The 23,874-nt window shown below is 70.1% G+C and carries 27 protein-coding genes and 1 pseudogene; 14 read left to right on the top strand and 14 right to left on the bottom strand.

The window, feature by feature from the left end; translation table 11 throughout:
- Positions 1 to 46: 46 nt before the first annotated feature.
- Positions 47 to 1,318 carry a fatty acid desaturase family protein gene (locus tag AAFO60_RS05480; protein WP_347955165.1) on the top strand — a complete coding sequence of 424 codons (1,272 nt, stop codon included), beginning with the start codon at positions 47 to 49 and terminating at the stop codon, positions 1,316 to 1,318.
- 8 nt (positions 1,319 to 1,326) lie between these two features.
- Entirely contained in the window at positions 1,327 to 2,559 is a 1,233-nt protein-coding gene (locus AAFO60_RS05475) for a fatty acid desaturase family protein (RefSeq protein WP_347955164.1), read from the top strand.
- A gap of 81 nt (positions 2,560 to 2,640) precedes the next feature.
- Here the strand turns inward: AAFO60_RS05475 and rsgA are convergent, their stop codons facing one another.
- Genes rsgA through AAFO60_RS05460 form a run of 3 tightly spaced genes read right to left on the bottom strand, consistent with a single transcriptional unit; the run spans position 2,641 to position 5,393 of the window.
- A complete protein-coding gene (gene rsgA / locus AAFO60_RS05470; protein ID WP_347955163.1) occupies positions 2,641 to 3,705 on the bottom strand; it encodes a ribosome small subunit-dependent GTPase A in 1,065 nt (354 codons plus the stop codon).
- Positions 3,702 to 4,985 (bottom strand): 3-phosphoshikimate 1-carboxyvinyltransferase, encoded by a 1,284-nt coding sequence (gene aroA, locus AAFO60_RS05465; protein ID WP_347955162.1) that lies wholly within the window; start codon positions 4,983 to 4,985, stop codon positions 3,702 to 3,704. The genes rsgA and aroA overlap by 4 nt, the downstream gene beginning before the upstream one ends.
- A 21-nt stretch (positions 4,986 to 5,006) precedes the next feature.
- Positions 5,007 to 5,393: a VOC family protein gene (locus AAFO60_RS05460; protein WP_347955161.1), complete on the bottom strand. Its 387-nt coding sequence runs from the start codon at positions 5,391 to 5,393 to the stop codon at positions 5,007 to 5,009.
- Positions 5,394 to 5,429: 36 nt separating this feature from the next.
- Here AAFO60_RS05460 and AAFO60_RS05455 point away from each other — a divergent pair, with 36 nt between their 5' ends.
- Positions 5,430 to 5,891 carry an NUDIX domain-containing protein gene (locus AAFO60_RS05455; protein WP_347955160.1) on the top strand — a complete coding sequence of 154 codons (462 nt, stop codon included), beginning with the start codon at positions 5,430 to 5,432 and terminating at the stop codon, positions 5,889 to 5,891.
- 13 nt (positions 5,892 to 5,904) lie between these two features.
- Here AAFO60_RS05455 and AAFO60_RS05450 read toward each other — a convergent pair whose 3' ends face one another.
- A complete protein-coding gene (locus tag AAFO60_RS05450) occupies positions 5,905 to 7,074 on the bottom strand; it encodes a pyridoxal phosphate-dependent aminotransferase (RefSeq protein ID WP_347955159.1) in 1,170 nt (389 codons plus the stop codon).
- 131 nt (positions 7,075 to 7,205) lie between these two features.
- Here AAFO60_RS05450 and AAFO60_RS05445 point away from each other — a divergent pair, with 131 nt between their 5' ends.
- The gene (locus AAFO60_RS05445; protein ID WP_347955158.1) at positions 7,206 to 7,565 is read left to right on the top strand and encodes a hypothetical protein; all 360 of its coding nucleotides are present in this window, start codon (positions 7,206 to 7,208) and stop codon (positions 7,563 to 7,565) included.
- Positions 7,566 to 7,644: 79 nt separating this feature from the next.
- On the opposite strand, the gene AAFO60_RS05440 is transcribed toward AAFO60_RS05445, so the two are convergent.
- Positions 7,645 to 8,487, bottom strand: coding sequence for an aldo/keto reductase (locus AAFO60_RS05440; protein WP_347955157.1), 843 nt, complete (start codon positions 8,485 to 8,487; stop codon positions 7,645 to 7,647).
- Positions 8,488 to 8,631: 144 nt separating this feature from the next.
- Here AAFO60_RS05440 and AAFO60_RS05435 point away from each other — a divergent pair, with 144 nt between their 5' ends.
- A complete protein-coding gene (locus AAFO60_RS05435; RefSeq protein WP_347955156.1) occupies positions 8,632 to 8,820 on the top strand; it encodes a hypothetical protein in 189 nt (62 codons plus the stop codon).
- Positions 8,821 to 8,852: 32 nt separating this feature from the next.
- Here the strand turns inward: AAFO60_RS05435 and AAFO60_RS05430 are convergent, their stop codons facing one another.
- Positions 8,853 to 9,782, bottom strand: a complete 930-nt coding sequence (locus AAFO60_RS05430) for a quinone oxidoreductase family protein (RefSeq protein ID WP_347955155.1) — start codon at positions 9,780 to 9,782, stop codon at positions 8,853 to 8,855.
- 144 nt (positions 9,783 to 9,926) lie between these two features.
- On the opposite strand from AAFO60_RS05430, the gene AAFO60_RS05425 reads away from it, so the two are divergent.
- Entirely contained in the window at positions 9,927 to 11,306 is a 1,380-nt protein-coding gene (locus tag AAFO60_RS05425; RefSeq protein ID WP_347955154.1) for an FAD-binding oxidoreductase, read from the top strand.
- 62 nt (positions 11,307 to 11,368) lie between these two features.
- On the opposite strand, the gene AAFO60_RS05420 is transcribed toward AAFO60_RS05425, so the two are convergent.
- Positions 11,369 to 11,554 carry a hypothetical protein gene (locus AAFO60_RS05420; RefSeq protein ID WP_347955337.1) on the bottom strand — a complete coding sequence of 62 codons (186 nt, stop codon included), beginning with the start codon at positions 11,552 to 11,554 and terminating at the stop codon, positions 11,369 to 11,371.
- Here AAFO60_RS05420 and AAFO60_RS05415 point away from each other — a divergent pair.
- Positions 11,468 to 12,917, top strand: a pseudogene (locus AAFO60_RS05415) (flavin-containing monooxygenase). The gene AAFO60_RS05420 and the pseudogene AAFO60_RS05415 overlap by 87 nt on opposite strands.
- Before the next feature lie 9 nt (positions 12,918 to 12,926).
- Here the strand turns inward: AAFO60_RS05415 and AAFO60_RS05410 are convergent.
- Positions 12,927 to 13,301 carry a DUF5313 family protein gene (locus AAFO60_RS05410; RefSeq protein ID WP_347955153.1) on the bottom strand — a complete coding sequence of 125 codons (375 nt, stop codon included), beginning with the start codon at positions 13,299 to 13,301 and terminating at the stop codon, positions 12,927 to 12,929.
- A 26-nt stretch (positions 13,302 to 13,327) separates the two neighbouring features.
- Positions 13,328 to 14,074 carry an SOS response-associated peptidase gene (locus AAFO60_RS05405; RefSeq protein WP_347955152.1) on the bottom strand — a complete coding sequence of 249 codons (747 nt, stop codon included), beginning with the start codon at positions 14,072 to 14,074 and terminating at the stop codon, positions 13,328 to 13,330.
- A gap of 227 nt (positions 14,075 to 14,301) precedes the next feature.
- On the opposite strand from AAFO60_RS05405, the gene AAFO60_RS05400 reads away from it, so the two are divergent.
- Positions 14,302 to 14,943 carry a sigma-70 family RNA polymerase sigma factor gene (locus tag AAFO60_RS05400; protein ID WP_347955151.1) on the top strand — a complete coding sequence of 214 codons (642 nt, stop codon included), beginning with the start codon at positions 14,302 to 14,304 and terminating at the stop codon, positions 14,941 to 14,943.
- Positions 14,940 to 15,242 (top strand): mycothiol system anti-sigma-R factor, encoded by a 303-nt coding sequence (rsrA, locus tag AAFO60_RS05395; RefSeq protein ID WP_347955150.1) that lies wholly within the window; start codon positions 14,940 to 14,942, stop codon positions 15,240 to 15,242. Before AAFO60_RS05400 ends, rsrA begins: the two co-directional genes overlap by 4 nt.
- Positions 15,243 to 15,332: 90 nt before the next feature.
- On the opposite strand, the gene AAFO60_RS20975 is transcribed toward rsrA, so the two are convergent.
- Entirely contained in the window at positions 15,333 to 15,407 is a 75-nt protein-coding gene (locus AAFO60_RS20975) for a 50S ribosomal protein bL37 (protein WP_372434446.1), read from the bottom strand.
- Positions 15,408 to 15,529: 122 nt separating this feature from the next.
- Between AAFO60_RS20975 and AAFO60_RS05390 the strand changes: the two genes are divergently transcribed.
- Positions 15,530 to 15,751 carry a biotin/lipoyl-binding carrier protein gene (locus AAFO60_RS05390; protein WP_347955149.1) on the top strand — a complete coding sequence of 74 codons (222 nt, stop codon included), beginning with the start codon at positions 15,530 to 15,532 and terminating at the stop codon, positions 15,749 to 15,751.
- A 30-nt stretch (positions 15,752 to 15,781) separates the two neighbouring features.
- The gene (locus AAFO60_RS05385; protein WP_347955148.1) at positions 15,782 to 17,302 is read left to right on the top strand and encodes a sensor histidine kinase; all 1,521 of its coding nucleotides are present in this window, start codon (positions 15,782 to 15,784) and stop codon (positions 17,300 to 17,302) included.
- 56 nt (positions 17,303 to 17,358) lie between these two features.
- On the opposite strand, the gene AAFO60_RS05380 is transcribed toward AAFO60_RS05385, so the two are convergent.
- Together AAFO60_RS05380 and AAFO60_RS05375 are read right to left on the bottom strand one after the other, a co-directional pair.
- The gene (locus AAFO60_RS05380) at positions 17,359 to 17,613 is read right to left on the bottom strand and encodes a WhiB family transcriptional regulator (RefSeq protein ID WP_009679257.1); all 255 of its coding nucleotides are present in this window, start codon (positions 17,611 to 17,613) and stop codon (positions 17,359 to 17,361) included.
- A 253-nt stretch (positions 17,614 to 17,866) separates the two neighbouring features.
- Positions 17,867 to 18,814 carry a diacylglycerol/lipid kinase family protein gene (locus AAFO60_RS05375; RefSeq protein ID WP_347955147.1) on the bottom strand — a complete coding sequence of 316 codons (948 nt, stop codon included), beginning with the start codon at positions 18,812 to 18,814 and terminating at the stop codon, positions 17,867 to 17,869.
- A 67-nt stretch (positions 18,815 to 18,881) separates the two neighbouring features.
- Here AAFO60_RS05375 and AAFO60_RS05370 point away from each other — a divergent pair, with 67 nt between their 5' ends.
- A complete protein-coding gene (locus AAFO60_RS05370) occupies positions 18,882 to 19,307 on the top strand; it encodes a hypothetical protein (RefSeq protein ID WP_347955146.1) in 426 nt (141 codons plus the stop codon).
- 50 nt (positions 19,308 to 19,357) lie between these two features.
- Positions 19,358 to 20,149 carry a ParA family protein gene (locus AAFO60_RS05365; RefSeq protein ID WP_347955145.1) on the top strand — a complete coding sequence of 264 codons (792 nt, stop codon included), beginning with the start codon at positions 19,358 to 19,360 and terminating at the stop codon, positions 20,147 to 20,149.
- A gap of 5 nt (positions 20,150 to 20,154) precedes the next feature.
- Here AAFO60_RS05365 and AAFO60_RS05360 read toward each other — a convergent pair whose 3' ends face one another.
- On the bottom strand, positions 20,155 to 21,414 hold the full coding sequence (locus AAFO60_RS05360) for an Rv3212 family protein (RefSeq protein WP_347955144.1): 1,260 nt from the start codon (positions 21,412 to 21,414) through the stop codon (positions 20,155 to 20,157).
- Positions 21,415 to 22,965 carry a DEAD/DEAH box helicase gene (locus tag AAFO60_RS05355; RefSeq protein WP_347955143.1) on the bottom strand — a complete coding sequence of 517 codons (1,551 nt, stop codon included), beginning with the start codon at positions 22,963 to 22,965 and terminating at the stop codon, positions 21,415 to 21,417. It abuts the gene before it with no gap.
- A gap of 254 nt (positions 22,966 to 23,219) precedes the next feature.
- Here AAFO60_RS05355 and AAFO60_RS05350 point away from each other — a divergent pair, with 254 nt between their 5' ends.
- Positions 23,220 to 23,864, top strand: coding sequence for a ferritin-like fold-containing protein (locus AAFO60_RS05350; protein ID WP_347955142.1), 645 nt, complete (start codon positions 23,220 to 23,222; stop codon positions 23,862 to 23,864).
- Positions 23,865 to 23,874: the final 10 nt, after the last annotated feature.

The raw sequence follows: 23,874 nt of genomic DNA, 5'->3' as shown, positions 1-23,874 counted from the left end.
ACCTACGCTTGCGTAAGTTAATGAGTCGCAGGCAACGAGGAATGGTATGGCGATCTCCGACATCCCCGAATATGCACACCTGACAGACGACGACGTCGCGGCCCTGGCCGCCGAACTCGATCAGATCCGCGCCGACATCGAGGCCTCGCGCGGTGAGCGCGACGCCCGCTACCTGCGCAACACCATCCGCTTCCAGCGGACCCTGGAGCTGACCGGCCGGGCCCTCACCTTCGGTGCCCGCAAGCGCAGCCTCTGGTGGGCCGGCGCGGCGACCCTCGGGGTGGCGAAGATCGTCGAGAACATGGAACTCGGCCACAACGTGATGCACGGTCAGTGGGACTGGATGAACGATCCCGAGGTGCACTCCACCACCTGGGAATGGGACAACACCGGTCCCAGCGCCCACTGGAAGCACACTCACAACTTCATTCATCACAAGTACACCAACGTGCTCGGCATGGACGACGACGTGGGCTACGGGCTGCTGCGCGTCACGCGCGATCAGCGGTGGAAGCCCTTCTACCTGGGCAACGTCTTCTACAACACGCTGCTCGCGCTCGGCTTCGAGTACGGGGTGGCCGCTCAGCACCTGGAGCTCGGCAAGAAGCGCAAGACGCAGGAGGCCAAGGACGAGTTCCGCAAGGACCTGCGCGACGTGGGCCTCAAGATCGGCCGCCAGGCGGGCAAGGACTACGTCGTCTACCCGGCGATCGTCGGTGCGGCCACCGGCTCCCGGCGCGCCGCCCGCAAGGCGGCCACCGCCAACCTGATGGCGAACGTGATCCGCAACGTTTGGACCAACGCCGTCATCTTCTGCGGGCACTTCCCGGACGGCGCCGAGAAGTTCACCAAGCGCGACATGGAGAACGAATCGCGCGGCGAATGGTACCTGCGGCAGATGCTGGGCAGCGCCAACTTCCGGTCGGGTCCGGCGCTCGCCTTCATGAGCGGCAACCTCTCGTACCAGATCGAGCACCACATCTTCCCCGACCTGCCGAGCAACCGGCTCGCCGAGATCTCGGTGCGGGTGCAGGCGCTGTGTGCGAAGTACGACCTCCCGTACACCACCGGTTCGTTCCCGCTGCAGTACGCGAAGTCGTGGCGGACCATCGCCAAGCTGTCGTTGCCGAACCAGTACCTGACGGCCACCGTCGACGACGCGCCGGAGACCGCTTCCGAGCAGCGGTTCAAGGACGCACCCGAGGCGCGGTTGGTGTCGACCGTCGACCCGGTCACCGGTCGTCGCAACGGTCTGAAGACCGCGATCACGGGACTGCGCGACCGGCGGCGGAGCCGTCGGTCACCGGCGCGGGCATAATGTGACCGATGGCCATTTCCGATATCAATGAGTACGCGCACCTGACCGACGCCGACGTCGAGGCGTTGGGCGCCGAACTCGACATGCTGCGCCGGCAGATCGAGTCGAGCCTGGGCGAGAAGGACCGCCGCTACCTGCGGCGGACCATCTACGCCCAGCGGGGGCTGGAGGTGCTCGGCCGGGCCGCGCTGTTCGGCAGTCACCGCAGGCCGCTGTGGCTGCTGGGGGCCGGCGCCCTGGCCGCGGCCAAGATCATCGAGAACATGGAACTGGGCCACAACGTGATGCACGGCCAGTGGGATTGGATGAACGATCCCGAGGTGCACTCCACGACGTGGGAGTGGGACATGGTGTGCGCGGCGCCGCACTGGAAGCACTCGCACAACTACATCCATCACAAGTACACGAACGTGCTCGAGATGGATCACGATGTGGGCTACCGGGCGCTGCGGGTGACCCGCGACGATCCCTGGGAGCCGCGACGGCTGTTTCAGCCGGTGCTCAACATCGTGCTGGCCGCGGCGTTCGAATGGGGCATCGCCCTCCACGACCTCGAGCTCAAAGAGGTCATCGCGGGCCGCAAGCCGATGGAGCAGGCCCGGCCGGAGATCAAGCTCTTCGCCCGCAAGGTCGCGCGTCAGCTCGGTAAGGACTACGTGCTGTACCCGGTGATGACCGGCCCCAACTTCCGGCATACCCTGACCGCGAACCTGACGGCCAACCTGGTGCGCAATCTGTGGGCGTACGTGGTCATCTTCTGCGGGCACTTCCCGGACGGCACCGAGAAGTTCACCCCCGAGACCCTCGAGAACGAGACGCAGGGCCAGTGGTACCTGCGTCAGATGCTGGGTTCGGCGAACTTCGACGCCGGTCCCGCGCTGGCCTTCATGAGCGGCAACCTCTGCTACCAGATCGAGCATCACCTGTACCCGGACCTGCCGAGCAACCGGATGGCGGAGGTCGCGGTGCGGGTGCGCGAACTCTGCGAGAAGTACGACCTGCCATACAACACCGGGTCGCTGCCCGTGCAGTATCTGCAGACCCTGCGGACCATCAACAAGCTGGCGCTGCCCGACCGATTCCTGATCGACACCAGCGACGACGCCCCGGAAACCGCGTCTGAGCACCGCTTCGACGGCCTCCCGCGCCGCGGCGGGGGATTGAAGACGGCGCTCGTGCAGGTTCGGGAACGACGTCGCGCGAACCGGCGGCGACGTCGCCGGACGGCCGGCGCTTCCTGAGCGAACCAGACCGAGGACTCGATCCGACGAGCTGACGGGACGCTCCGGCGGCGTCGATGCTCGACGGTCGAGCTCTTTGCGTCAGAGCGTGTCGTCCCTGGCGTCGGTCGGCGTGTCGTCGGTTCCGGTGGCCGAGACCGAGGCGAGCAGGACTCGCACCGCCATCGCCCGGCGATGTGAACTGCCGGTCAACGCGTCGAGCGCGCATTCGGGGTCGGCGGGCGGCCCGAGGTGGGTGCAGCCGCGCGGGCAGTCGTCGATCGCCTCGCGCAGGTCGTCGAAGGCGTCGATGATCTGCTCGGGCGTCACGTGGGCGAGCCCGAACGAGCGGATGCCGGGGGTGTCGACGACCCATCCGCGCGGCGGGTCGCCGGCCTCGGCACCGGGCAGCGGCAGGGCCACCGACTGGGTCGAGGTATGCCTGCCCTTCCCGACGCCCGAGACCACGCCGGTCGCCCGGTCGGCGTCGGGGACGAGGCGGTTGACCAGCGTCGACTTCCCGACCCCCGAATGCCCGATGAGGGCCGTCAACCGGCCGTCGAGCACCGACCACAGTTCGCTCAGATCGTCGTCGCGGCCCGCGGTGACGACCGGCAGGTCCAGGTCGGCGAAGTGTGCGGCGAACTCGTCGGGCGCGGCTAGGTCGGACTTGGTCAGACACAGGATCGGGGTGAGGCCGCCGGCGTAGGCGGCGGCCAGGGCCCGTTCGACGAAACCGGTGCGCGGCGGCGGGTCGGCGAGGGCCGTCACGATCAGCAGCTGGTCGGCGTTGGCGACGACGATCCGCTCGAACGGATCGGTGTCGTCGGCCGTTCGGCGCAGCACGGTGCTGCGCTCCTCGACGCGGACGATGCGGGCGAGCGTGTCGCGCCGGCCGCTCAGGTCACCGACCACACCCACCTGATCGCCGACGACGATCGGCGTCCGACCCAGCTCGCGGGCCCGCATGGTGACCACGCGGCGCTCCGGGTCGCCGTCGAGCACGCAGCCCCAGCGGCCGCGATCGACCGAGACCACCATGGCGGTCTCGGCGTCCTCGTGCGCGGGACGGTTCTTGGTGCGCGGCCTGCTGCCCTTGCCGGGTCGGATGCGGACATCGGACTCGTCGTAGGTGCGGCCGCCGACCGTCCCGGCACGCCGGCTCAAGACGCGGACCCCGCCATGGTCTCCCACATCGCGACGAAGTCCGGCAGCGTCTTGGCGGTGGTCTCGACGTTCTCCACCTGCAGGCCCGGCACGCGAAGCCCGAGGATCGATCCGGCCGTCGCCATCCGATGGTCGGCGTACGAGTGCCACAGCGCCGGCCGCAGCGAGGCGCCGCCGTCGCCGACGATGACCAGGCCGTCGTCGGTCTCCCGGCAGTCGCCGCCGATCCGGTTGATCTCGGCGCTCAGCGCGGCGAGCCGGTCGGTCTCGTGGCCGCGCAGGTGCGCGATGCCGCGCAGGGTCGAGGTGCCCTCGGCGAGCGCGCACAGCGCGGCGATGGTCGGGGTCAGCTCGCCGACGTCGTGCAGGTCGATGTCGAGCGGCGACAGGCGCTGCGGACCGCGGACGGTCAGCAGTCCGTCGGCGCCGAGTTCGCCGACCGACCCCATCTGCTCCATGATCGCCACGATCGCCGCACCCGGCTGCGTGGTGGTCGACGGCCAGCGCGGCACGCTGACGCGGCCGCCGGTCGCGGGGGCGGCGGCCAGGAAGGCGGCCGCATTGGACAGATCCGGTTCGATCGCCCAGTCGACCGCCGCGATCGTCGTGGGAGCGATCCGCCAGCTGGTGGTCGCGGCATCGAAGACCACCGGCACCCCGGCGCTCTCGAGCATCTCGACGGTCATGTCGATGTGCGGCATCGACGGGATGGGGTCGCCGACGTGCGTGATGTGCACGCCGTCGGCGAATCGGGCGGCCGACAGCAGCAGCCCGGAGACGAACTGTGACGACGCCGAGGCGTCGATGGTCACCTCGCCGCCGGCGATCGAGCCGACTCCGTGCACGGTGAAGGGCAGACCGTCGCCGTCGATCCGCGCACCCAGCGTGCGCAGGGCGTCGAGCACGGTGTCGAGGGGACGGTGGCGGGCCTGCTCGTCGCCGTCGAAGTGCACGTCGCCGTCGGCCAGCGCACCGACCGCGGGGAGGAAGCGCATGACCGTGCCGGCCAGGCCGCAGTCGACGGTCCCGGCGTGCAGGGGTCCGGGCGTGATGTCCACGACGGTCGGATCGTCGGAGTCGTAGGCGACGCCGACGCCGAGGGCGGCCAAGCCGTCGAGCATGAGGTCGGTGTCGCGCGAGCGCAGAGTTCCGGTGATGAGAGAGGGGCCGTCGGCGAGCGCGGCGAGGATCAGCGCGCGGTTGGTGACGGACTTGGATCCGGGGACCTCGACGGTGGCGTCGACGGGACTGTCGGGGAACGGCGCGACCCAGTTGCTCATGACTTCCAGTCTCTCATGCCGCTATTCGCGCACGTCACGGCGCAACGGGTGGTCGGCGGGGATCTCGACCACGATCAACCGGCGGCCGTCGGGGTCGGCGACCGTCATCTCGATCAGCCCCCACGGCTTCACCTCCGGCTCGGCGAGGATCGCCACGTCGGCCGCGGCGAGCTCGGCGCGCGCCGCGGCCGCGTCGCGGACCTGCAGCCAGAGCACATCGGGCGGGGCCGCCTCGGCGGCCTCGGCGGACAGGTGCGCGGGGATCTCCAAGAATCCCGCGCCGGCGTGGAAGACGATGCCGCCCGGGTATTCGCGCGCCACCGCCAGGCCCAGCCGGTTCCGGTAGAAGTCCGTCAGCGCGGCCGGATCGCGTGAGATCAACAGGGTGCGGCTCGACAGGATCTCCATGTCTTCACCGTAGCCGCCCGCCGCTACGCTGGGCGTATGCCGAAAGCCCAGACCAGCGCCGGACTCCTGCTCTACCGCCGCGGGGCCGCCGGTCTCGAGGTGTTGCTGGTGCACCCGGGCGGCCCGTTCTTCGCCCGCAAGGACGACGGCGCCTGGTCGATCCCGAAGGGGCTGCTCGACGCCGACGAGGAGCCGCTCGTCGCGGCGCGCCGAGAATTCGCGGAGGAGACCGGGCATCGAGCGCCCGACGGCGCCGCGATCGACCTCGGTGACGTGCGTCTGCGCAGCGGCAAACGCGTCCTCGGATTCGCCGTCGAAGGCGACCTCGACGCCGCGACGATCGTCAGCAACACCTTCGAAATGGTGTGGCCGCCGCGGTCGGGGCAGACCCGCGAGTTCCCGGAAGTCGATCGCGCGCAGTGGTTCTCGCTCGACGAGGCGCGCGTGAAGCTGAACCCGGCGCAGGCGGCCTTCGTCGACCGCCTCGCCGAGTCGTGAGCCTGCCGGGGCGTCAGAGGCGGTTCAGCAAGGCTCCGAGCCGGTCGATCGCGAGGGCGAGGTCGGCTTCGGAGGCGGCGTAGCTGAGGCGGACGAACCGCTCGGCGCCCGCGTCGCCGAAGTCCTTGCCCGGGGTCAGCGCCACATGCGCCTGCTCCAGCGCGGTCTCGCAGAACTCGGTCGACGTCAGGCCCGTCTCGGTGACATCGACATAGACGTAGAACGCGCCGTCGGGGCGGACCGGGACGTTCAGGCCGATCCGATCGAGCCCGTCGAGCACCAGTTCGCGGCGGCGGCGCAACTGGGCGCGCCGCTCTTCGGCGACCGCCAGGGTCTCCGGCTCGAAGCAGGTCAGCGCCGCCATCTGCGACGGCGTCGGCGGGCAGATGTAGTAGTTCTGCGCCAGTCGTTCGGCGACCGGGATCATCTCCTCCGGCACCACCGCCCAGCCGAGGCGCCAGCCGGTCATCCCGAAGTACTTGGAGAAGCTGTTGATGACGATCGCGTCGGGATCGTCGGCGGCGATGCTGCGCGGCGCGCCGTCGGGGCCGTCGTCGGCCAGACCCAGGTAGATCTCGTCGACGATCCGCCAGCCGTCTCGGTCGGCGACCGTCGAGCAGAGCTCGCGCAACTCGTCGTAGGCCAGCGAGGTGCCGGTGGGGTTCGACGGCGTCGCCACCATCACGCCGCGGGTGCGCTCGCTCCAGCCGTCGGCGACGGCTGCGGCATCGAGCTGGAACCGGGTCTGCGGTGTCGTCTCGATCAACCGGACCCGACCGCCGAAGCTCTCGGCGAACCGCCGGTTGCACGGGTAGGACGGATCGGCGACGAGGACCTCGTCGCCCGGGTCGATCAGCGCCGCGCACGAGAGCAGCAGCGCCGCGGAGGCTCCGGTGGTCACCACGACGCGCTCGGGGGCGATCTCGGCGCGGAACTTGGTGGCGGTGAACTCGGCGATCGCGGTGCGCAGGGCATCGAGGCCCAGGGCTCCGGTGTAGGCCATCGGACGGCCGTCGCTGATGCGCCGGACCTCCCGCAGGAACGCGGGCGGGGCGCCGAAGTCCGGTTCGCCGATGTTGAGCTTGACCACGTGCACGCCGCGAGCCTCCAGCGCTGCGGCGTGCTTGCCGAACTCCATGGCGTAGAAGGGGGTGACGGCGTCGGCGCGGCGCGAGAACTTCATGGCGTCGATGGTAGGCGGGTGTGGGGTCGGCCACGAATCCGGTTTGCCGGTTTGCTGGCGGTTAGCTGAGTGTGGTGGCCTGGGGTGGGGCCGCCGAGAGTCGGCGGACACGTCGAGAAGGGGGATGGCACATGCGCGCCATCAAGGTTTCGCTGAAGATCGCGGTCGTGGCTGCGGGAGCAGGGGCGGCAATCGCGTTCGGCGCGGGGGAGTCGTCGGCGCTGTCGGTGCAGCCGATCGCCGGCGGCAACAACATCCAGCTCAACCGAGGGGAGACGGTCGCCCTCGCGAACGCGCGGATCGCCGCGCCCGTCGTCGACACGCTGCTGCCGGGACGCCGGCTGGACGGCGAGCGGCTCACCCTCGGCCAGGGCGTGCAGCGCTCCCTCGACCGCGCCGCGAGCAAGCCGGGCGCGTGGTCGGGCGCCAAGGTCTACGGGCCGCTGAACTCCCCACGCAAGGTCGAGCTCTACCACGTCAGCCGCCGCTGACCGAACGTTCGACGACGCGGCGGGCGAGGCCCCGCAGGGTCCCGCCCGCCGCAGGCGACGATTCGTCGCCGGCCGGACCTCAGCCCGGAATCAGGTTGAACTCGTCCGGGTTCGGGCCGCGGCGCCGGTCGGCGTTCAGGGCGTCGATGCGCGCGAGCTGCTCGTCGGAGAGCGCGAAGTCGAAGATGTCGCGATTCTCGGCGACCCGCGACGCGGTCGCCGACTTCGGGAAGACGATGTTGTCGCGCTGAATGTGCCAGCGCAGCACCACCTGCGCCACGCTCCGCCCGACCTCGGCGGCGAGTGCCACGAGCACCGGATCGTCGAGCACCTGCCCCTGCGCGATCGGTGCCCACGCCTCCGTCGCGATACCGTGTTCGGCGTTGAACGCCCGCAGCGGTTCCTGCGTCAGATACGGGTGCACCTCGATCTGGTTGACCGCGGGCACCACCTCGGTTTCGGCGAACAGTCGCTGCAGGTGCGGGATGTGGAAGTTGGAGACGCCGATCGCCCGTGCGTGTCCGTCCTCGTAGAGACGCTCCATCGCCCGCCAGGTCTCGGTGTAGTCGCCGACCGCGGGCATCGGCCAGTGCACCAGATACAGATCCATCGGGCCGATGCCGAGGGCGTCGATGCTGCGTGCCGTCGCCTCGCGCGCGACCTGCGGATCGTGGGCGTCGTTGTTGAGCTTGCTGGTCACGAAGACCTCGCCGCGGTCCAGGCCCGACTCGCGGACGGCCTCGCCGACCTCGCGTTCGTTGCCGTACATCTGCGCGGTGTCGATGTGTCGGTAGCCGGCCTCGAGTGCGGTCAGCACCGCGGCCTTGGTCTCGGCGGGCGGAATCTGGTAGACGCCGAACCCCAACTGGGGGATGCGGACGCCGTTGTTGAGCGGGATCTCCGGAACGGTGTTCTCAGCCATGAGTGGTTCAACCGAACAACGGGCCCCCGCTATTCCAGCGGTTCCCGGACCAGCCTCGACCAGCAGTGGGGGAGGACCCTGATCTTCCCCCTATTCGGACACTCGGCACGTGACATCCCGAACGGCACAGGGCACGGTAGAGGCATGAGTACAGACCTTCAACCTCGTAAGTCGGGCAGCGCGTCGATCTGGAAGATCGTCCTGATCGTCATCGCCGTCCTGATCGCCCTGTCCATCATCGGCCCGCTGCTCAAGGCGGCCTTCTGGCTCGTCCTCATCGGGCTCGCCGTCGTCGGCGCGGGCGTCCTCCTGTTCGGCGGCAAGAAGTCTTAGTTGCCGACACCGGCGACGCCCGCGGCCGCGCGTCAGCGCGGCTCGAAGACGATCTTGCCGCGCGGGTGCCCGCCGAGCAGTTCGTCGAAGGCGTCGGCGGCGTCGTCGAACCCGAAGCGGCGCGCAATCGTCACCGCGATGCGGCCGGACGCCGCGTCGGTCAGCAGCGGTTCGACGGCCGCCCGCCGGTAGTGGCGACTGCGTTCGCTGCCGCCCGACAGCAGCACGATCCCGTCGTCGCCGCGGCCCCACGCGGCGACGCTGACGATGCGGTGCGGGGCGACCAGCTCCAACGACACGTCGATGGCCTCGTCGGTGCCGACGGTGTCGATCACCGCGGTCAGCCGAGCACCGTCCAGAGCCGCGGCGATCGCCTCCGACAGCCCCTCACCGTAGGCGACGGGCACCGCACCCAGTCCGCGCAGGAAGTCGTGGTTGCGCGGTGACGCCGTCGCGATCACCGTCGCCCCCGCCGCGACGGCCTCGGTGACCACCAGCGACCCGACTGCGCCCGCGCCGCCGTGCACCAGCAGGACGTCGTCCTCGTCGATCTGCAGGGTGGCGAGGGTGTCGACCGCGGTGACCCCGGCCAACAGCAGGGACGACGCCTCGGCGAAGCCCAGCCCCGCAGGCTTGCGGTGCACGTTCGCGGCGTCGGCGACCACGTACTCGGCCAGCGCCCCCGACGCCGGGTAGACGACCACGTCGTCGCCGACGCGGAATCCGGAGTCCGGACCGGCGGCGTGCACCACGCCCGCCGCCTCGCCGCCGACCGACAGCGGCAGACGGTCGGGATCGGCACCCATCTGGCCGCGGACGACCTTCACGTCGTACGGGTTCAGGCCCGCGGCGCGCACCTGCACCACGACGGCGCCGCGGCGCGCTCGCGGCACGTCGACCTCCGCCACCTCCAGGACGTCTGACGGCTCGCCGTAGGCGGTCGCGATGAGCTTTCTGGCCATGGTCTTCAGACACCGACTCTCTATGTTGTTCGTGTACGGTCCCGGCCGGATCGCCCCGACAGGATCGGCTCCGACCGGGCGCGCTGCGTAGCGTCGAAGACGTTCGCACCGACCGACTTCTACCGTCCACTCTTGGAGGCCATCATGCCAACTGCTCCGCGTCCACCGACCGCGGCACTGGTCAGCGGCTTGACGGAGATCGTCGGACGGGCGCACGTGCTCACCGACGCCGCCGTCGCCGACGGCTACCGGACGGACTGGACCGGCGCCTGGCATGCCGCCGACGCGATCGTGGTGCGGCCCGCAGACACCGAGCAGGTGGCCGCGGTGCTCGACCTGTGCCGCGACCTCGGGGCCTGCGTGAGTCCGCAGGGCGGCAACACCGGGCTGGTCGGCGGTTCGCAGCCCGAGCCGGATCCATCGCGCGACTCGGTGATCCTCTCGCTGCGGCGCCTGGACGACGTGGGTCGGGTCGACTCGGTGAATCGGTGCGTGGCCGCCGGCGCCGGCGCCGCCCTGGCAGCCGTGCAGAGCGCCGCGGCCGCCGCCGGATTGGAGTTCGGCGTCGACCTCGCCGCGCGCGACTCGGCCACGATCGGCGGAATGGTCGCGACCAACGCGGGCGGGATCCGGATGATCCGGCACGGCGACATGCGCGCGCAGATCGTCGGCATCGAAGCGGTCCTCGCCTCCGGCGCGGTCCTGCGCCGCTGGCGTCCGCTCCGCAAAGACAACGTCGGCTACGACCTGCCGGGGCTGCTCGCCGGCAGCGAGGGCACCCTCGCGGTCATCACCCGGGTGCTGCTCCGGCTGGTGGTGCCGCCCGCGCGCACGGCGGTGGCGATGGTCGCGGTCGATTCGGTGCCGGACGCGCAGCGGGTCGTCGACGCGGTGGAGCGGTCCGGGGCGCCGCTGGAGGCCGCCGAGCTCATGACGGCCGCGGGGATCGCCCTGGTCACCGCGGACGGGCGACCGCGGAGCCCGCTGACCGCCGCCACCCCGTTCGTCGTCCTCGTCGAGGCGGCCACGGACGTCGACGGACTGTCGCAGACCCTGTCGGACTGCCCGGTCGTACGCGATGCGGCGGTGGAGGCGGGCCCGGCGCGTCGACTGTGGGCGGTCCGGGAACAGCACACCGAGTCGATCGCCCGCGCCACCTCGACCCCGATCGTGAAGCTCGACGTCTCCGCGCCGCTCGACCGGATCGGCGACCTCGTCGACCAGGCGACCGCGCTGGCCTTCGGCGCCGGCGCCCGCCCGATCCTGTTCGGTCACCTCGGCGACGGCAATGTGCACGTGAATCTGCTCGACGTCCCGGTCGATCGGGCCGCACGGCTCACCGACGAGGTGCTGCGGTCCGTCGACCGTCTCGGCGGCAGCGTCAGCGCCGAGCACGGCATCGGGCGCGCCAAACGGGCCTGGCTCCTGCTCGGGCGCGACGAGACCGACCGCGCGATGATGGCGGCCGTCCGTGCGGCGTGGGACCCGACCGGGATGCTGAATCCCGGCGCGATCTTCGGCTGACCGCCGTCCCGACCGCCCCCGTCGGATTAGGGTGTACCGCAGGTCACACTCACAAGTCACACTCATCTGGGGCGAAGGCGGAGACGATGGACCAGCAGCACGCGCGGCCGGCACGGCCGGTCGATCACGAGGTGATCATCGTCGGGGCGGGCTTCGGCGGGATGGGGGCGGCCATCGAGTTCGGCAGGCTCGGGATCGACGACATCGTGATCCTGGAGCGCGAAGACGATCTCGGCGGCACCTGGCACGTCAATCACTACCCGGGCCTGGCCGTCGACATCGCCTCGGTGACCTACTCGTACTCATTCGAACCCAACCCGAACTGGTCGCGACTGTTCGCGCCGGGCGCCGAGCTCAAGGCGTACGCCGAGCACGTCGCCGACGCCTACGACCTGCGCGGCCACATGGAGTTCGGGGTCGCGGTGGAGCGAGCCGAATGGGACGACGACGCCGGTCGCTGGACGGTCCACACCGCATCCGGCGCCGCTCGCACGGCGCGGTACCTGGTGACCGCGACCGGCTTCCTCTCGCAGCCGCACACCCCGGACTTCCCCGGCATGGACTCCTTCGCGGGCGAGGTCATCCACACCACCGCCTGGCCGGACGGCTACGACTTCGCGGGCAAGCGGGCCGCCGTCATCGGGACCGGGGCGACCGCGGTCCAGTTGATCCCCGAGATCGCCCGCACCGCAAGGGAACTCACCGTGTTCCAGCGCACGCCGATCTGGGTGGTGCCGAAGATCGACTTCCCGATCCCGCGCGCGGGATCGGGGGCTCTTCGCCCGGGTTCCGCTGACCCAGCGCGCCGCCCGCGTCGTCAACACCTCGCTGCTGGAGGTGCTGATGGTCTTCGGCGTCCTGCACTATCGGCAGGCCAAGCCCGGCAACCGGGCCGCGGCGCTGCTGGCCAAGGCCCACCTGCGCGTTCAGGTCCGCGACCGCGCCACCCGGAGGGCGCTGACCCCGCACTACGACTTCGGCTGCAAGCGGCCCACCTTCTCCAACAGCTACTTCCGCGTCTTCAACCGACCGGACGTGCGGCTGGAGACCGGAACCATCGCGCGAGTGGAGGCCGACGGCATCGTCACCGTCGACGGGACGAAGATCGAGATCGACACGCTGGTGCTGGCCACCGGCTTCAACCTGTGGGACGTGAACTTCCCGGCCTTTCCGATCATCGGTCGTGACGGGCGCGACCTCGGACGCTGGTGGCGCGAGGGTCGGTTCCAGGCATATGAGGGGATCACCGTGCCGAAGTTCCCCAACTTCCTGACCCTGAACAGCCCGTACTCGTACAGCGGGCTGTCGTACTTCACCACGATCGAGGGCCAGATGCGGCACATCGGGCGGCTGTTCGGCCGGCTGCGGGACCTGCGCGCCGACCGTTTCGAGATCACCGACGAGGCCAACGCGCGGTTCCTCGCTCGGATGACCGAGAATCTGGCGTCGTCGGTGTTCTACGCGGGCGACTGCGCGGGCGCCCGCAGCTACTACTTCAACCAGCACGGGGAGGCGACGCTGCTGCGGCCCAACGCCACCCTCACCGCACTGCGCGAACAGGGGCGATTCCCGCTCGACGACTACCGTTACGGCGACGCCGCGGTCGGCTGACCGCACCGCCTACTTGCCGTAGCGGTCCCGGTACTCGTTGCGGACGGCGTCGGCGCGGACCACCTTGGCGGTCTCGAGCAGGGCGGGGTCGAGACCGTTGTTCACCATCAGGTGCCTGCGGTAGATGTGACCGAGGGCGAGCTGGAAGTAGACGAACGGGATCAGCAGCAGCACGATCATGCCCAGCTTCACCCAGATCCCGCCGGGAATGAAGGCGAAGATCAGGAACAGCGGCAGGATCGGGACGATGCCGCGAATCAGATAGCGGCGCAGGTGGCCCGGACCGGTCAGGTCTTCGATCACCCAGTCCTGCATCGACGCGGGCAGGGAGCGACCGAGGAGGTAGCCGATCTTCTGGCCGAACCCGGGACGTTGTGCACTCATGACCACTGACTATGGCATGAGCGGCCCTACGATGGGGATTCGGCCGCTCGCAGCAGCTCGGGACCGTCGTTGGCCACGCGATTGACCAACGGCGAGACCTCTCGGATGGCGATGGCGTCGACCAACTCGCGTGCCGGCGGGGCCAACAGCGCGCGATCGGGTGCGGCGTCGGGGTCGAGCCAGGCGTGCCAGTGCTCCACCGGCATGATCAGCGGCATCCGATCGTGCACCGTCGAGAGTTCGCCGACCGCGTCGACGGTGATGATCGTCGTGCTCGACACCCACTGCGAGTCGTCGCCCGCGGCACGGGCCGCTGCCGGTCGCCACGCCGCCCACAGACCCGCCATGAACAGGCGGGTGCCGTCGACGGGCGACATGTAGAACGGAATCTTGGTGGGTTTGCCGCCTGGCCCCGGCGGCCCCGGTCGCCACTCGTACCAGCCGTCCATCGGGATCAGACACCGCTTACCCGCCAGCGAGCCGCGGAAGGCCGGCTTCTCGGCCAGGGTCTCGGCGCGGGCGTTGAACAGCAGCGGCCCCTTGCCCAGCTCCTTCGTCCACGAGGGGACCAGCCCCCATCGCATGGCGCGGATCCGGCGGGCGGCGACGTCGTCGGGGTGGCCGTGCTCGTGTCGGGTCACCACCGCCATCACCGTCGTGGTGGGCGCGACGTTGTACGATTCGCGCACCGCGTCGGCGGGCACCTCGTCGATCGCGTCGATCTCGGCGGCCAACCGGGCCGGGTCGGTGGTCACCGCATAGCGTCCGCACATGGAGTCGATGCTGGCATGTCCGGGTGCGGGCCGCCGGAACAAACACCGCACCGAGGTTGTTGACCGGGGCGAGGAAACCGGGCAGGGGATCTGTGGAAACGGATTCGGCGAACCGGGCAGGTCGAAGATCCAGGAGGTGGCACCAGGTGGCCGCAGCAACCCTCTCTCGCACCGCGTCGGTGCGCAGGCGGCCGACGGACGTCGGTTCGGGACGACGATCGCTAGACTTGGTAGAGCACATTTCCAGCGAAGGGAAGTACGTGTCATCTGAGAGTCCAGCAGCGGTCGAGACGCCCGAGCAGCTCACCGAGCGCTTCGAGCGCGACGCGCTGCCGCTCCTCGACCAGATGTACGGTGCGGCCTTGCGCATGACGCGCAATCCGGCCGACGCCGAAGACCTGGTTCAGGAGACCTACATCAAGGCTTTCTCGGCGTTCGCGTCGTTCCGTGAAGGCACCAACCTCAAGGCGTGGCTGTACCGGATCCTGACGAACACCTACATCAACTCGTACCGGAAGAAGCAGCGCCAACCCGCCCAGTATCCGACCGACGAGATCACCGACTGGCAGTTGGCGGCCTCGGCCGAACACTCGTCGACGGGCCTGCGGTCGGCCGAGATCGAGGCGCTCGACGCCCTCCCGGACGACGAGATCAAGGACGCGCTCGGGAAGCTTCCCGAAGACTTCCGGATGGCCGTGTACTACGCCGACGTGGAAGGTCTGCCGTACAAGGAGATCGCCCAGATCATGGACACCCCGATCGGCACCGTGATGTCGCGGCTGCACCGCGGCCGCAAGCAACTGCGTGATCTGCTCGCCGACGTCGCCCGCGAACGGGGCATCGGCCGGACCAGCGAGGTGAGCAAATGAGTGGGAGAAACGACGGCTCGGCCGAGTTCGAGAGCCTCGACTGCTCGGCCGTCCTTGCCGACATCTGGTTGCTGCTCGACAACGAGTGCGACGCCGGCGCACGCAGCCGACTCGAAGGGCACGTCACCGAGTGCCCGTCGTGCCTGGAGCATTACGGCATCCAGCAGCAGATCAAGGCGCTGATCGGCCGCAAGTGCGGCGGCGAGCACGCCCCCGACGGTCTCCGCGAACGGCTGCGGATCGAGCTGCGGCGCACGGTCACCGTGCAGCAGACCACCTATCGGCTCGAGTCCGACTGAGTCCCCGCCCGCCCGGGCGAGAGAGCAGAGCGGCCCGGTTCCCCAGGAATGGGGGACCGGGCCGCTTCGTCGTTAGCCGAATGCCGAGGCTCAGGCGTTGGGACGCTTGCCGTGGTTGGCTGCGTTCTTCTTACGACTGCGCCTCTTACGTCCGCGCTTGCTCATGACGGATCTCCTTCGATCGTGCGGGTCACGTGCGGCATCGAGTATTTCACGTCGGCGCGCACCGGTGGTAATCACGCCGCCGCCGCGGGCCCGCCGATGTGTGCTCGGTTACGATTGTCGCCATGGCCGAAGACGTGGTGAATGAAATCGTTGCGACTGTTCTGGAGGTGTCGGCACAAGCCGGCCAGCGCGTCGAGGTCGGCGACACCCTGGTGCTGCTCGAGTCGATGAAGATGGAGATCCCGGTGCTGGCCGAAGACGCGGGCGTGCTCTCCGAAGTCAAGGTCCACGTCGGCGACGTCGTCCAGGCCGGCGACGTGATCGCCAGCTACCAGCAGGACTGACCTCGCCGGATGACCCGCTGATCGGCGCCCATGGCCACGCTGACTGATCTGCTCGCCGAACACACGACGCTCTCGGCGGCCGCCGCGGAGCATCTGCAGCGGCTGGTCGCCGAATGGCAGCTGCTCGCGGACCTGTCGTTCGCCGACTACCTGCTCGCCGTCCCCGGGGAGGACGGCCGGCTGGTCTACGTCGCCCAGGTGCGGCCCAACACCGCCTCGACGGTGTTCCCCCGCGACGAGGTCGGCCATCGCGTCGACCGGCCCGCCAGCGCGCAGGGCGCCAATCCGCTGATGGCCGCGGCCCTGACCTCCGGAGCCATCGAGCGAGAGCCGCTCGCCACCCGATTCGGCAGCCTGCTCATCGAGCGCGTCGCCATTCCCGTTACCTTCGACGGGCGGGTGATCGCGGTGCTGGGGCGGGCGGGCGACGCCTCCGACACCCGACCGCCGTCGCCGCTGGAGTCGGCGTACCGCGACGCCGCGGAGGCGCTGTGCCGCATGGTCGTGGAGGGGACCTTCCCCCTCGACGAGGCGAACACCCTCGGCCTGTCGACGCCGCGTGCCGGCGACGGCTTCATCCGCATCGCGGCCGGCGGCGCGGTCACCTACGCCAGCCCCAATGCGCTGTCGGCGGTGCATCGAATGGGCTGGACCACCGACCTCGGCGGCTCGCACGTCGCGCAGGTTCTGGCGGCCCTGCTGACCGATCCGTTCGAATCGGCTGACGCCGGAGCGATGATCGCGGCCGCGGCCGGCGGCGTCGGGGAGTCGGCGATGCCCGCCCCCGACATGGCGCTGCGCATGGAACTGGACGCCCGCCGAGCCACCGTCCTGCTGCGGGCCGTCCCGCTGCGCTCGGCCGGACGGTCGAGCGGGGCGGTGCTGCTCATCCGCGACGTGACCGAGGTGCGCCGACGCGACCTCGCGCTGATCAGCAAGGACGCGACGATCCGCGAGATCCACCACCGTGTCAAGAACAATCTGCAGAGCGTCTCGGCGCTGCTGCGCCTGCAGGCACGGCGGTCGGGCAATCCGGAGACCATCACCGCGCTCGGCGAGGCGGTCCGGCGGGTGTCGTCGATCGCCCTGGTGCACGAGATGCTCTCGGGCAGCGTCGACGAGGAGGTCGACCTCGACACCGTCGTCGACCGACTCGGCAGTTCCCTGGTCGACGTCTGGCTGCCCGACGGCGCCACCCGGGTGAGCGTGCGGCGCGACAGCCGCCTCGGCGTGCTCCCCGCCGATCTGGCGATGCCCCTGGTCATGGTGCTCACCGAAGTCATCCAGAACTCGATCGAGCACGGCTTCTCACCGGGTCAGGACGGTGCCGAGATCGTCATTAGCGCCGTCCGGGACGTGCGGGGCCTGCAGGTCTGCGTCACCGACAACGGCTGCGGGCTGCCCGACGGATTCGACCTGGCGCGCTCGGATCGGCTGGGACTGCAGATCGTCCGGACGCTGGTGTCGAACGATCTGTCGGGCCGGATCGAGATGACCGCGGGTCCCGGCGGCGAGGGCGCCCGCGTCCAGCTCGACATCCCGCTGCGTTGAACGCCGCGAGCCCCGGTCCGAGGGACCGGGGCTCGCGGAGAAGTGTGCAGCGGGTGTCAGACGGCGCTGCGGGCGCGGGTGCGCGCGTTGCGGCGCTTGAGCGCGCGACGCTCGTCCTCGCTCATGCCGCCCCAGACGCCGGCGTCCTGGCCGGTCTCGAGGGCCCAGGCCAGGCAGTCGGCGGTCACCGGGCAGCGCTGGCAAACGAGCTTGGCGTCCGCGACCTGGGCAATCGCCGGTCCGGACGTGCCGACCGGGAAGAACAGCTCCGGGTCCTCGTCGCGGCAGATGGCCTTGTGGCGCCAATCCATTACGTACTCCTTCAAAGCTTTTTGCGGCGTGGTCAACGCACGTTTGCATCGTCGTCAGTTTGACTTGGGTGCAATACCGAATTCACCTGGCTTGGGGCGCAGGACGTCGCTTGGCAGGGGTGGGTGATTGCGTCATCAACCGTTGTACTACTGTGTGACTACCTGTGGCTAGAGTCTGGCGGGGAAATGCCGGATAGATCACAAGGGGTTGGCATCTGGCCGAAGTCATGCTTACCAGCCAGTAGCGAGCAGGTTACGCGCCCTTCGTCGCGGCCAGCACGTCGAGGACTCCGCGGCGGTAGCCGAACTCCATCTTCTGGTAAAGGCCCAGGTAGTCGCCGTCCATCTGGACGTCCGCGGGTTCGGCGCAAGTGAATCGGACCCATTCCACATCGTCGTTGCGGTACAGGTGCCGGGCCTTCGGTTCGGTGCCTGCCAGCAGGCGTGCCCCGAGCACGATATTGCGCGGCACCGACACGGAGGTGGCTGCGAAGATCCCGAGCCCGTGATCGAAGTCGGTGTGCGGGTTGGTGCGGATCTCCCGGGTGCCGAAGTACGTCCACGGCCCGGTGTTGCTCACGAACCCGAACCGGACGCCCTCGATGGGGTCGTGGTCGGGCACTTCGACGGTGAAGACCGGCGGCGTCACCGACGGCCGGAAGAACGAGCCGAGGGTGGTCCGGAAGTAGCGGCCGGCCGTCGCCTTGCGACCACGATGGCGCAACTCCTCCATGCGCCGCACGACGATCGCGTCCATGCCCATTCCCGCATTGAACAGGAACCAGCGGCCGACGGTGTGCCCGAGGCTGATCGTGCGACGTTCGCGGCGGTCCAGAATCGCCATCAACTGGGCGGTGGCGACGAGGGGATCGCGGCTGATGCCGAGGGCGCGGGCGAAGACGTTGGCGCTGCCGCCGGGCACCACGCCCAAGGCGGGCAGGCTCGCCGGATCGCGGGGGAGTGCGTCGGGGGAGCCGAGGATGCCGTTGGCGACCTCGTTCACCGACCCGTCGCCGCCGTGGACCACCACCGCGTCGTAGCCTTCGGCGACGGCGCGGGCGCCGAGCTCGCCGGCGTGCCCGCGGTGCGCGGTGCGCTCCACGTCGACGTGGAATCGGGCATCGAGCGTGTTGGCCAGCGCGTCGCGTCCTTCCGGGGTGGTGAAGGTGGCGAACGGATTGGTGATGAGCATGACACGCACGAGGCACCACGATATCGGGCGTGAGCCCGATTCACGACTCGGGGGTGTTCGGCAATACCCTGGAGTAATGAGCAGTTCCGATCCCGCCACCAGCCTCCCGAGCGTTCCGAGCACCCTCCGCTGGGCGGGGTACGGAACGGCGGTCCAGGGTGCCCTGGGCCTGATCGTCGCGGTCATCCTGGTCATCCGCGAGGCCGCCGGACATCACGAGGCCGCCATCAGCGGCTACGGCACCGCCGTCTGGTTCGCCGTGATCGGTGGCGGCGTCTGCGCGGGAGGTATCGCGCTCACCCGCGGAAAGCGTTGGGGCAGAGCACTTTCCTTGATGGCGCAGATCTTGTTGCTGCCCGTCGCCTACACCTTGATCACCGGCAGCGGGCTCGCCGTGATCGGTGTCCCGGTCGCGATCGTCGCGCTGGCGATCCTGGCCCTGCTGTTCGCACCCGCATCGTTGACCTGGCTGAACGCCGACGACCTCCCGCCGGACGCCTGACCCGACGCCTGCCCCGGAGCCATGACCGACGCCACCGTATGGTGGTGGCCATGACGCGCACCCTAGCCATCGCGAATCAGAAGGGTGGCGTGGCCAAGACCACGACCACCGCGTCCGTCGGTGCAGCGCTGGCCGACCGGGACGTGTCGGTTCTCGTCGTCGACCTGGACCCGCAGGGCTGCCTCACCTTCTCGCTCGGCCACGATCCCGACCAGCTCAGCAAATCGGTGCACGACGTGCTGATCGGCACCGAGGAGATCGCCGACGTCCTCCTCGACACCGGCGACAACGTGACCCTCCTGCCCGCCACCATCGACCTGGCGGGCGCGGAGGCCCTGCTGCTGATGCGGCCCGGCCGCGAGTACGCGCTCAAACGCGCGCTGGCCGAGGTGGCGCAGGACTACGACGTGATCCTCATCGACTGCCCGCCCTCGCTCGGCGTGCTGACGCTCAACGGGCTGACCGCCGCCGACGAGGTGGTGGTTCCGCTGCAGTGCGAGACCCTCGCTCACCGCGGCGTCGGACAACTGCTGCGCACCGTCACCGAGGTGCAGCAGATCACCAACCCCGAGCTGACGATGCTCGGCGTGGTCGCCACCCTGTTCGACGCACGCACCACGCACAGTCGCGACGTCCTCTCCGACGTCTCCGACCGCTACGACCTGCCGGTGCTCGATCCGCCGATCCCGCGGACGGTGCGGTTCGCCGAGGCGTCGGCCTCCGGGGCGACCGTGATGCGCGGGCGGAAGAACAAGGGTGCCACCGCCTACCGCGAACTGTCGGAGAACCTGTGGAACTCGTGGAACGGCGGACAGCTCCGCACGTACGAGGCCGAGGCCTGAGCGCCTCAGCTCAGCGCGACGATCTCGTTCCCGCGCTGCTCGACGACGGTGGTGCCGAGCACGCGCAGTGACACCGGTCCGGTGACCGCGCCCCGGTCGACCGGGATGCGGAACTCCTCGTGGCCGTCGAAGGTGCGGCGCACGCTGATCGCTCCGGGCATCGGCACCAGCAGTTGCCCGGCCATCACCGAACCCGGACCGATCGCGTCGGCGACCTGGAAGACCGGACTGCCGTTGGCGGCGTCGAGGACCACCGTCGCCTGACCGGTCCAGAACGAGATCACGCCCTGGTCGGTGATCGGCTCGCTGCGCGCCGGCGCCGCCGCGTCGCCCGCCACCGGATGCTCGCTGCGCACCTCGGCCTGCGGGGTGAACAGGCGCAGCCGCGGACCCGTCGGGGCGTCGACGGCCCCGGACGGATCGCCGCCGCCGTCGTAGACGGTGATCGTGGAGTCGGTCGCGGCCACCACTCGCGGCGGCGGTCCGTGCGCCGACGTGGTCAGCAGCGTCGATCCCCACTGCCGGATCTTCTCGTCGCCGGTCAGATTGGAGCTGAGGACGGTCAGCCGATAGCCGGCGTCGCCGTCGCAGCGTTCGACGATCGCGACCCGGTCGGCGCCCGAGGCCGCCGAATACAGGCGGCAGTCGGTGCGGTCGGGGGCGACGCCGGGGTTCACCGGTGCGCTAACCCGCCCGTACTCGATGCCGCGGACGAGGTTCGAGCCCCAGGTCTCGAGGCGGGTCGGTCCGTACAGCAGCGCGTAGTCGCTGTCGATCGACAGGTGCACCTCGGCGTCCGCGTCGCTCGTGCGGGCCGCGTGTCGGCCACCGTCGGCGCCCCGCAGTGAGGTGACCTCGCTGCAACCGCGGGAATCGCGGTAGACGGCCACGACGCTGTTGTCGCCGCCCGACCAGCCCGCGGCGGCCGCGCACAGCGGCAGATCCCGCCGATAGCTCCATCGCGTCCGACCGTCGTCGACCTCATGCGCGACGACCGCGCCGCCGTTCGCCGAGACGATCGAGTCCCGGGTCAGTTGGGGCACCGAGGTGACGGCGGAAGGGGCAGACCAGCGGACGGCGAGTTCGCGGGGGACGTTCTCGGCCGGCAGCTGCACCGGCGCCGGACCGGTCGCGGTGAGCGACTCGGTGTGTCGGGCCGGGGCCGTCCACCAGACCGCGACACCCGCAGCGACCACCGCCGCCGCGATCAACGCGGTGACGATCAGGTCGGTGCGGGTGCGCCGTTCCGGAGCCTGCCGGGCCAATTACTCGGCTGCCGCTGCCGGGGCGGAGGAGGTGCCGCTGCGACGGCGGCGACGACGACGCGGCCGCGGGGCCGCGGCCGACTCCTCGCCTGCGGGGGCGCCGTCGGCTGCCGGGGCCGCGGCGTCGGCGGGCGTCTGCTCGCTCGAGACGGTCTTGCCGCCGCGGGTGCGGCGCCGTTCCCGCTTCGGCCGGTCGGCACGCGGTGCCCGCGGTTCCCGTCGTTCCTCCGACCGCGCCGGAGCACCCACCCGGCCGTTCGCGTCCTCGGGAATCCCGAGCTCCTCGCGCAGGTGATCGGAGGTCGAGTACGTCTCGACGGGTTCGGGCATGTCGAGCTTGAGGGCCTTGTCGATCAGCTCCCAGCGATGCAGCTCGTCCCAGTCGACGAAGGTGATCGCGACACCGGTGCGCCCGGCGCGGCCGGTCCGGCCGATGCGGTGCACGTAGGTCTTCTCGTCGTCGGGGCACTGGTAGTTGATCACATGGGTCACATCGTCGACGTCGATTCCGCGCGCGGCGACGTCGGTGGCGACCAGCACGTCGATCTTGCCCTCGCGGAAGCGGTTGAGGGACTTCTCGCGCGCCACCTGCCCGAGGTCGCCGTGCACGGCGCCGACCGAGAAGCCGCGCTCGGCGAGGTCGTCGGCGACCTTCTGCGCGGTCCGCTTGGTGCGGGTGAAGATCATCGTCGCGCCGCGGCCCTCGGCCTGCAGGATGCGGGCCGTCATCTCGGCCTTGTCGAGGGCGTGCGCGCGGTACACGTACTGGGTGGTCCGCTCGTGCACGGCCGAATCGTTGGCGTGCTCGGCGCGGATGTGGGTCGGACGATTCAGGAAGGTGCGGGCCAGGGTCACGATCGGACCGGGCATCGTCGCCGAGAACAGCATGGTCTGCCGGTCGGCGGGCAGCGCGCCCATGATGCGTTCGATGTCGGGCAGGAAGCCCAGGTCGAGCATCTCGTCGGCCTCGTCGAGGACCAGGACCGCCACCTTGCCGAGCACCAGGTGGCCCTGCTGCGCGAGGTCGAGCAGGCGGCCCGGGGTGCCGACCACCAGGTCGACGCCGCCCTGGAGCTCCTCGATCTGGTGCTCGTAGGGCCGACCGCCGTAGATCGAGGTGATCTTCAACGGGCGGACGGTGCCGTCGGCGAGCGTCACGTCGACGCCCTTGGCCGCGGTCTCGAGGTCCTCGGTCACCTGCACGCACAGCTCGCGGGTGGGCACGATCACCAGGGCGCGGGGGGTGTTGTCGAGCGGGCGGATGCCGCTGGCCTCGGCGTTGCGGAGGCGGTGCAGCATCGGGATGCCGAAGCCGTAGGTCTTGCCCATGCCGGTGCGGGCCTGGCCGATGAGGTCCGAGCCGCGCAGCGCCAGCGGCAGGGTCAGTTCCTGGATGGCGAAGGTGTGCGTCTTGCCGTCGGCGGTCAGCGCGGCGACGATCGCCGGATCGACGCCCAGCTCGGCGAAGGTGGGGGAGGTGTGGTCCTCGGGCACGATCGTCGTCTGGACATCGCCGTCGGCGGCGTCGGCCACCGGGGAATTCGTGGTCATATGCAGTTCAAGCCTCTCAAGGTGTTCGCGTCAAGGTGTTCGCGCACGCACACAAGAGAAACCACGGGGTCCAGGATGGGACGGACCCTCGGCGGGCAGGCCCGGAGGCCGATCGCAGGTGCGCGCTCAATGTCCGACGTGCCGCTCGCAATCGCCGTCCCGAGCCGGGGTCTTCGCGTCTTGCGATGCCATCGGCGGGGCGGATCGGCCACACGTCTGGTGGCCAGTGTACCGCCTTGCCTACTCTGGCTTGCATGTCGAACAACGCCGCCGCCGTCCGCAAGCTGTACGAAGTCCTCCTCGCCGGGGAGTTCGCGGCCTGCTATCGCCTGATCGACGAGTCGTCGATGGCCCCGTCGATCGCCGACCGGGTGGCGATCGCACGACTGATCGCGGCCGAGATGGGCCACTTCGAGGTCCTCGCCGAACAGATCCGCACCCAGGGCGGTGATCCGGATGCCGCCGTCGCCGCCCACAGCCGGGTCTTCGACGAGTACCACCGCATGACGATGCCCGCCACGTGGCTGGAAGTGCTGGTCAAGATGCATGTGGGCGACGGGCTCGCCGCCGATTTCTACGCGGAGGTCGCCGATGTGATGCCCGAGGAGGTCCGACCCACGATGAAGTCGGTGATGGCCGAGACCGGCTCGTCGCAGTTCGCGGTCGATCAGGTGCGGGCCGCGGTCGCCGCCGACCCGGCACTCGTCGGGCCGTTGTCGCTGTGGGGCCGTCGTCTGCTCGGTGAGGCCATCACCCACATGCAGTGGGTTCTCGCCGAGGAGGAGGACGTGATGACCTTGCTGTTCGACGGGCCGGCGACCCTCGCCAACGCCGCGGGCTTCTTCGACAACATGGCGGCTCGCCACGGACAGCGCATGACCGATCTCGGTCTCGGCTGACGAGTAGGAT

Origin of the sequence: Gordonia aichiensis, assembly GCF_039946255.1 — a bacterium.
GTDB lineage: Bacteria > Actinomycetota > Actinomycetes > Mycobacteriales > Mycobacteriaceae > Gordonia > Gordonia aichiensis_A.
This window is presented reverse-complemented; position numbering and strand designations above follow the sequence as displayed.

Coding starts and splice junctions, on each gene's coding strand:
- AAFO60_RS05480 (WP_347955165.1), top strand. CDS start 47: ATGGCGATCTCCGACATCCCCGAATATGCACACCTGACAGACGACGAC.
- AAFO60_RS05475 (WP_347955164.1), top strand. CDS start 1,327: ATGGCCATTTCCGATATCAATGAGTACGCGCACCTGACCGACGCCGAC.
- aroA (WP_347955162.1), bottom strand. CDS start 4,985: ATGAGCAACTGGGTCGCGCCGTTCCCCGACAGTCCCGTCGACGCCACC.
- AAFO60_RS05460 (WP_347955161.1), bottom strand. CDS start 5,393: ATGGAGATCCTGTCGAGCCGCACCCTGTTGATCTCACGCGATCCGGCC.
- AAFO60_RS05455 (WP_347955160.1), top strand. CDS start 5,430: ATGCCGAAAGCCCAGACCAGCGCCGGACTCCTGCTCTACCGCCGCGGG.
- AAFO60_RS05450 (WP_347955159.1), bottom strand. CDS start 7,074: ATGAAGTTCTCGCGCCGCGCCGACGCCGTCACCCCCTTCTACGCCATG.
- AAFO60_RS05445 (WP_347955158.1), top strand. CDS start 7,206: ATGCGCGCCATCAAGGTTTCGCTGAAGATCGCGGTCGTGGCTGCGGGA.
- AAFO60_RS05440 (WP_347955157.1), bottom strand. CDS start 8,487: ATGGCTGAGAACACCGTTCCGGAGATCCCGCTCAACAACGGCGTCCGC.
- AAFO60_RS05435 (WP_347955156.1), top strand. CDS start 8,632: ATGAGTACAGACCTTCAACCTCGTAAGTCGGGCAGCGCGTCGATCTGG.
- AAFO60_RS05430 (WP_347955155.1), bottom strand. CDS start 9,782: ATGGCCAGAAAGCTCATCGCGACCGCCTACGGCGAGCCGTCAGACGTC.
- AAFO60_RS05425 (WP_347955154.1), top strand. CDS start 9,927: ATGCCAACTGCTCCGCGTCCACCGACCGCGGCACTGGTCAGCGGCTTG.
- AAFO60_RS05410 (WP_347955153.1), bottom strand. CDS start 13,301: ATGAGTGCACAACGTCCCGGGTTCGGCCAGAAGATCGGCTACCTCCTC.
- AAFO60_RS05405 (WP_347955152.1), bottom strand. CDS start 14,074: ATGTGCGGACGCTATGCGGTGACCACCGACCCGGCCCGGTTGGCCGCC.
- rsrA (WP_347955150.1), top strand. CDS start 14,940: ATGAGTGGGAGAAACGACGGCTCGGCCGAGTTCGAGAGCCTCGACTGC.
- AAFO60_RS05390 (WP_347955149.1), top strand. CDS start 15,530: ATGGCCGAAGACGTGGTGAATGAAATCGTTGCGACTGTTCTGGAGGTG.
- AAFO60_RS05385 (WP_347955148.1), top strand. CDS start 15,782: ATGGCCACGCTGACTGATCTGCTCGCCGAACACACGACGCTCTCGGCG.
- AAFO60_RS05380 (WP_009679257.1), bottom strand. CDS start 17,613: ATGGATTGGCGCCACAAGGCCATCTGCCGCGACGAGGACCCGGAGCTG.
- AAFO60_RS05370 (WP_347955146.1), top strand. CDS start 18,882: ATGAGCAGTTCCGATCCCGCCACCAGCCTCCCGAGCGTTCCGAGCACC.
- AAFO60_RS05365 (WP_347955145.1), top strand. CDS start 19,358: ATGACGCGCACCCTAGCCATCGCGAATCAGAAGGGTGGCGTGGCCAAG.
- AAFO60_RS05355 (WP_347955143.1), bottom strand. CDS start 22,965: ATGACCACGAATTCCCCGGTGGCCGACGCCGCCGACGGCGATGTCCAG.
- AAFO60_RS05350 (WP_347955142.1), top strand. CDS start 23,220: ATGTCGAACAACGCCGCCGCCGTCCGCAAGCTGTACGAAGTCCTCCTC.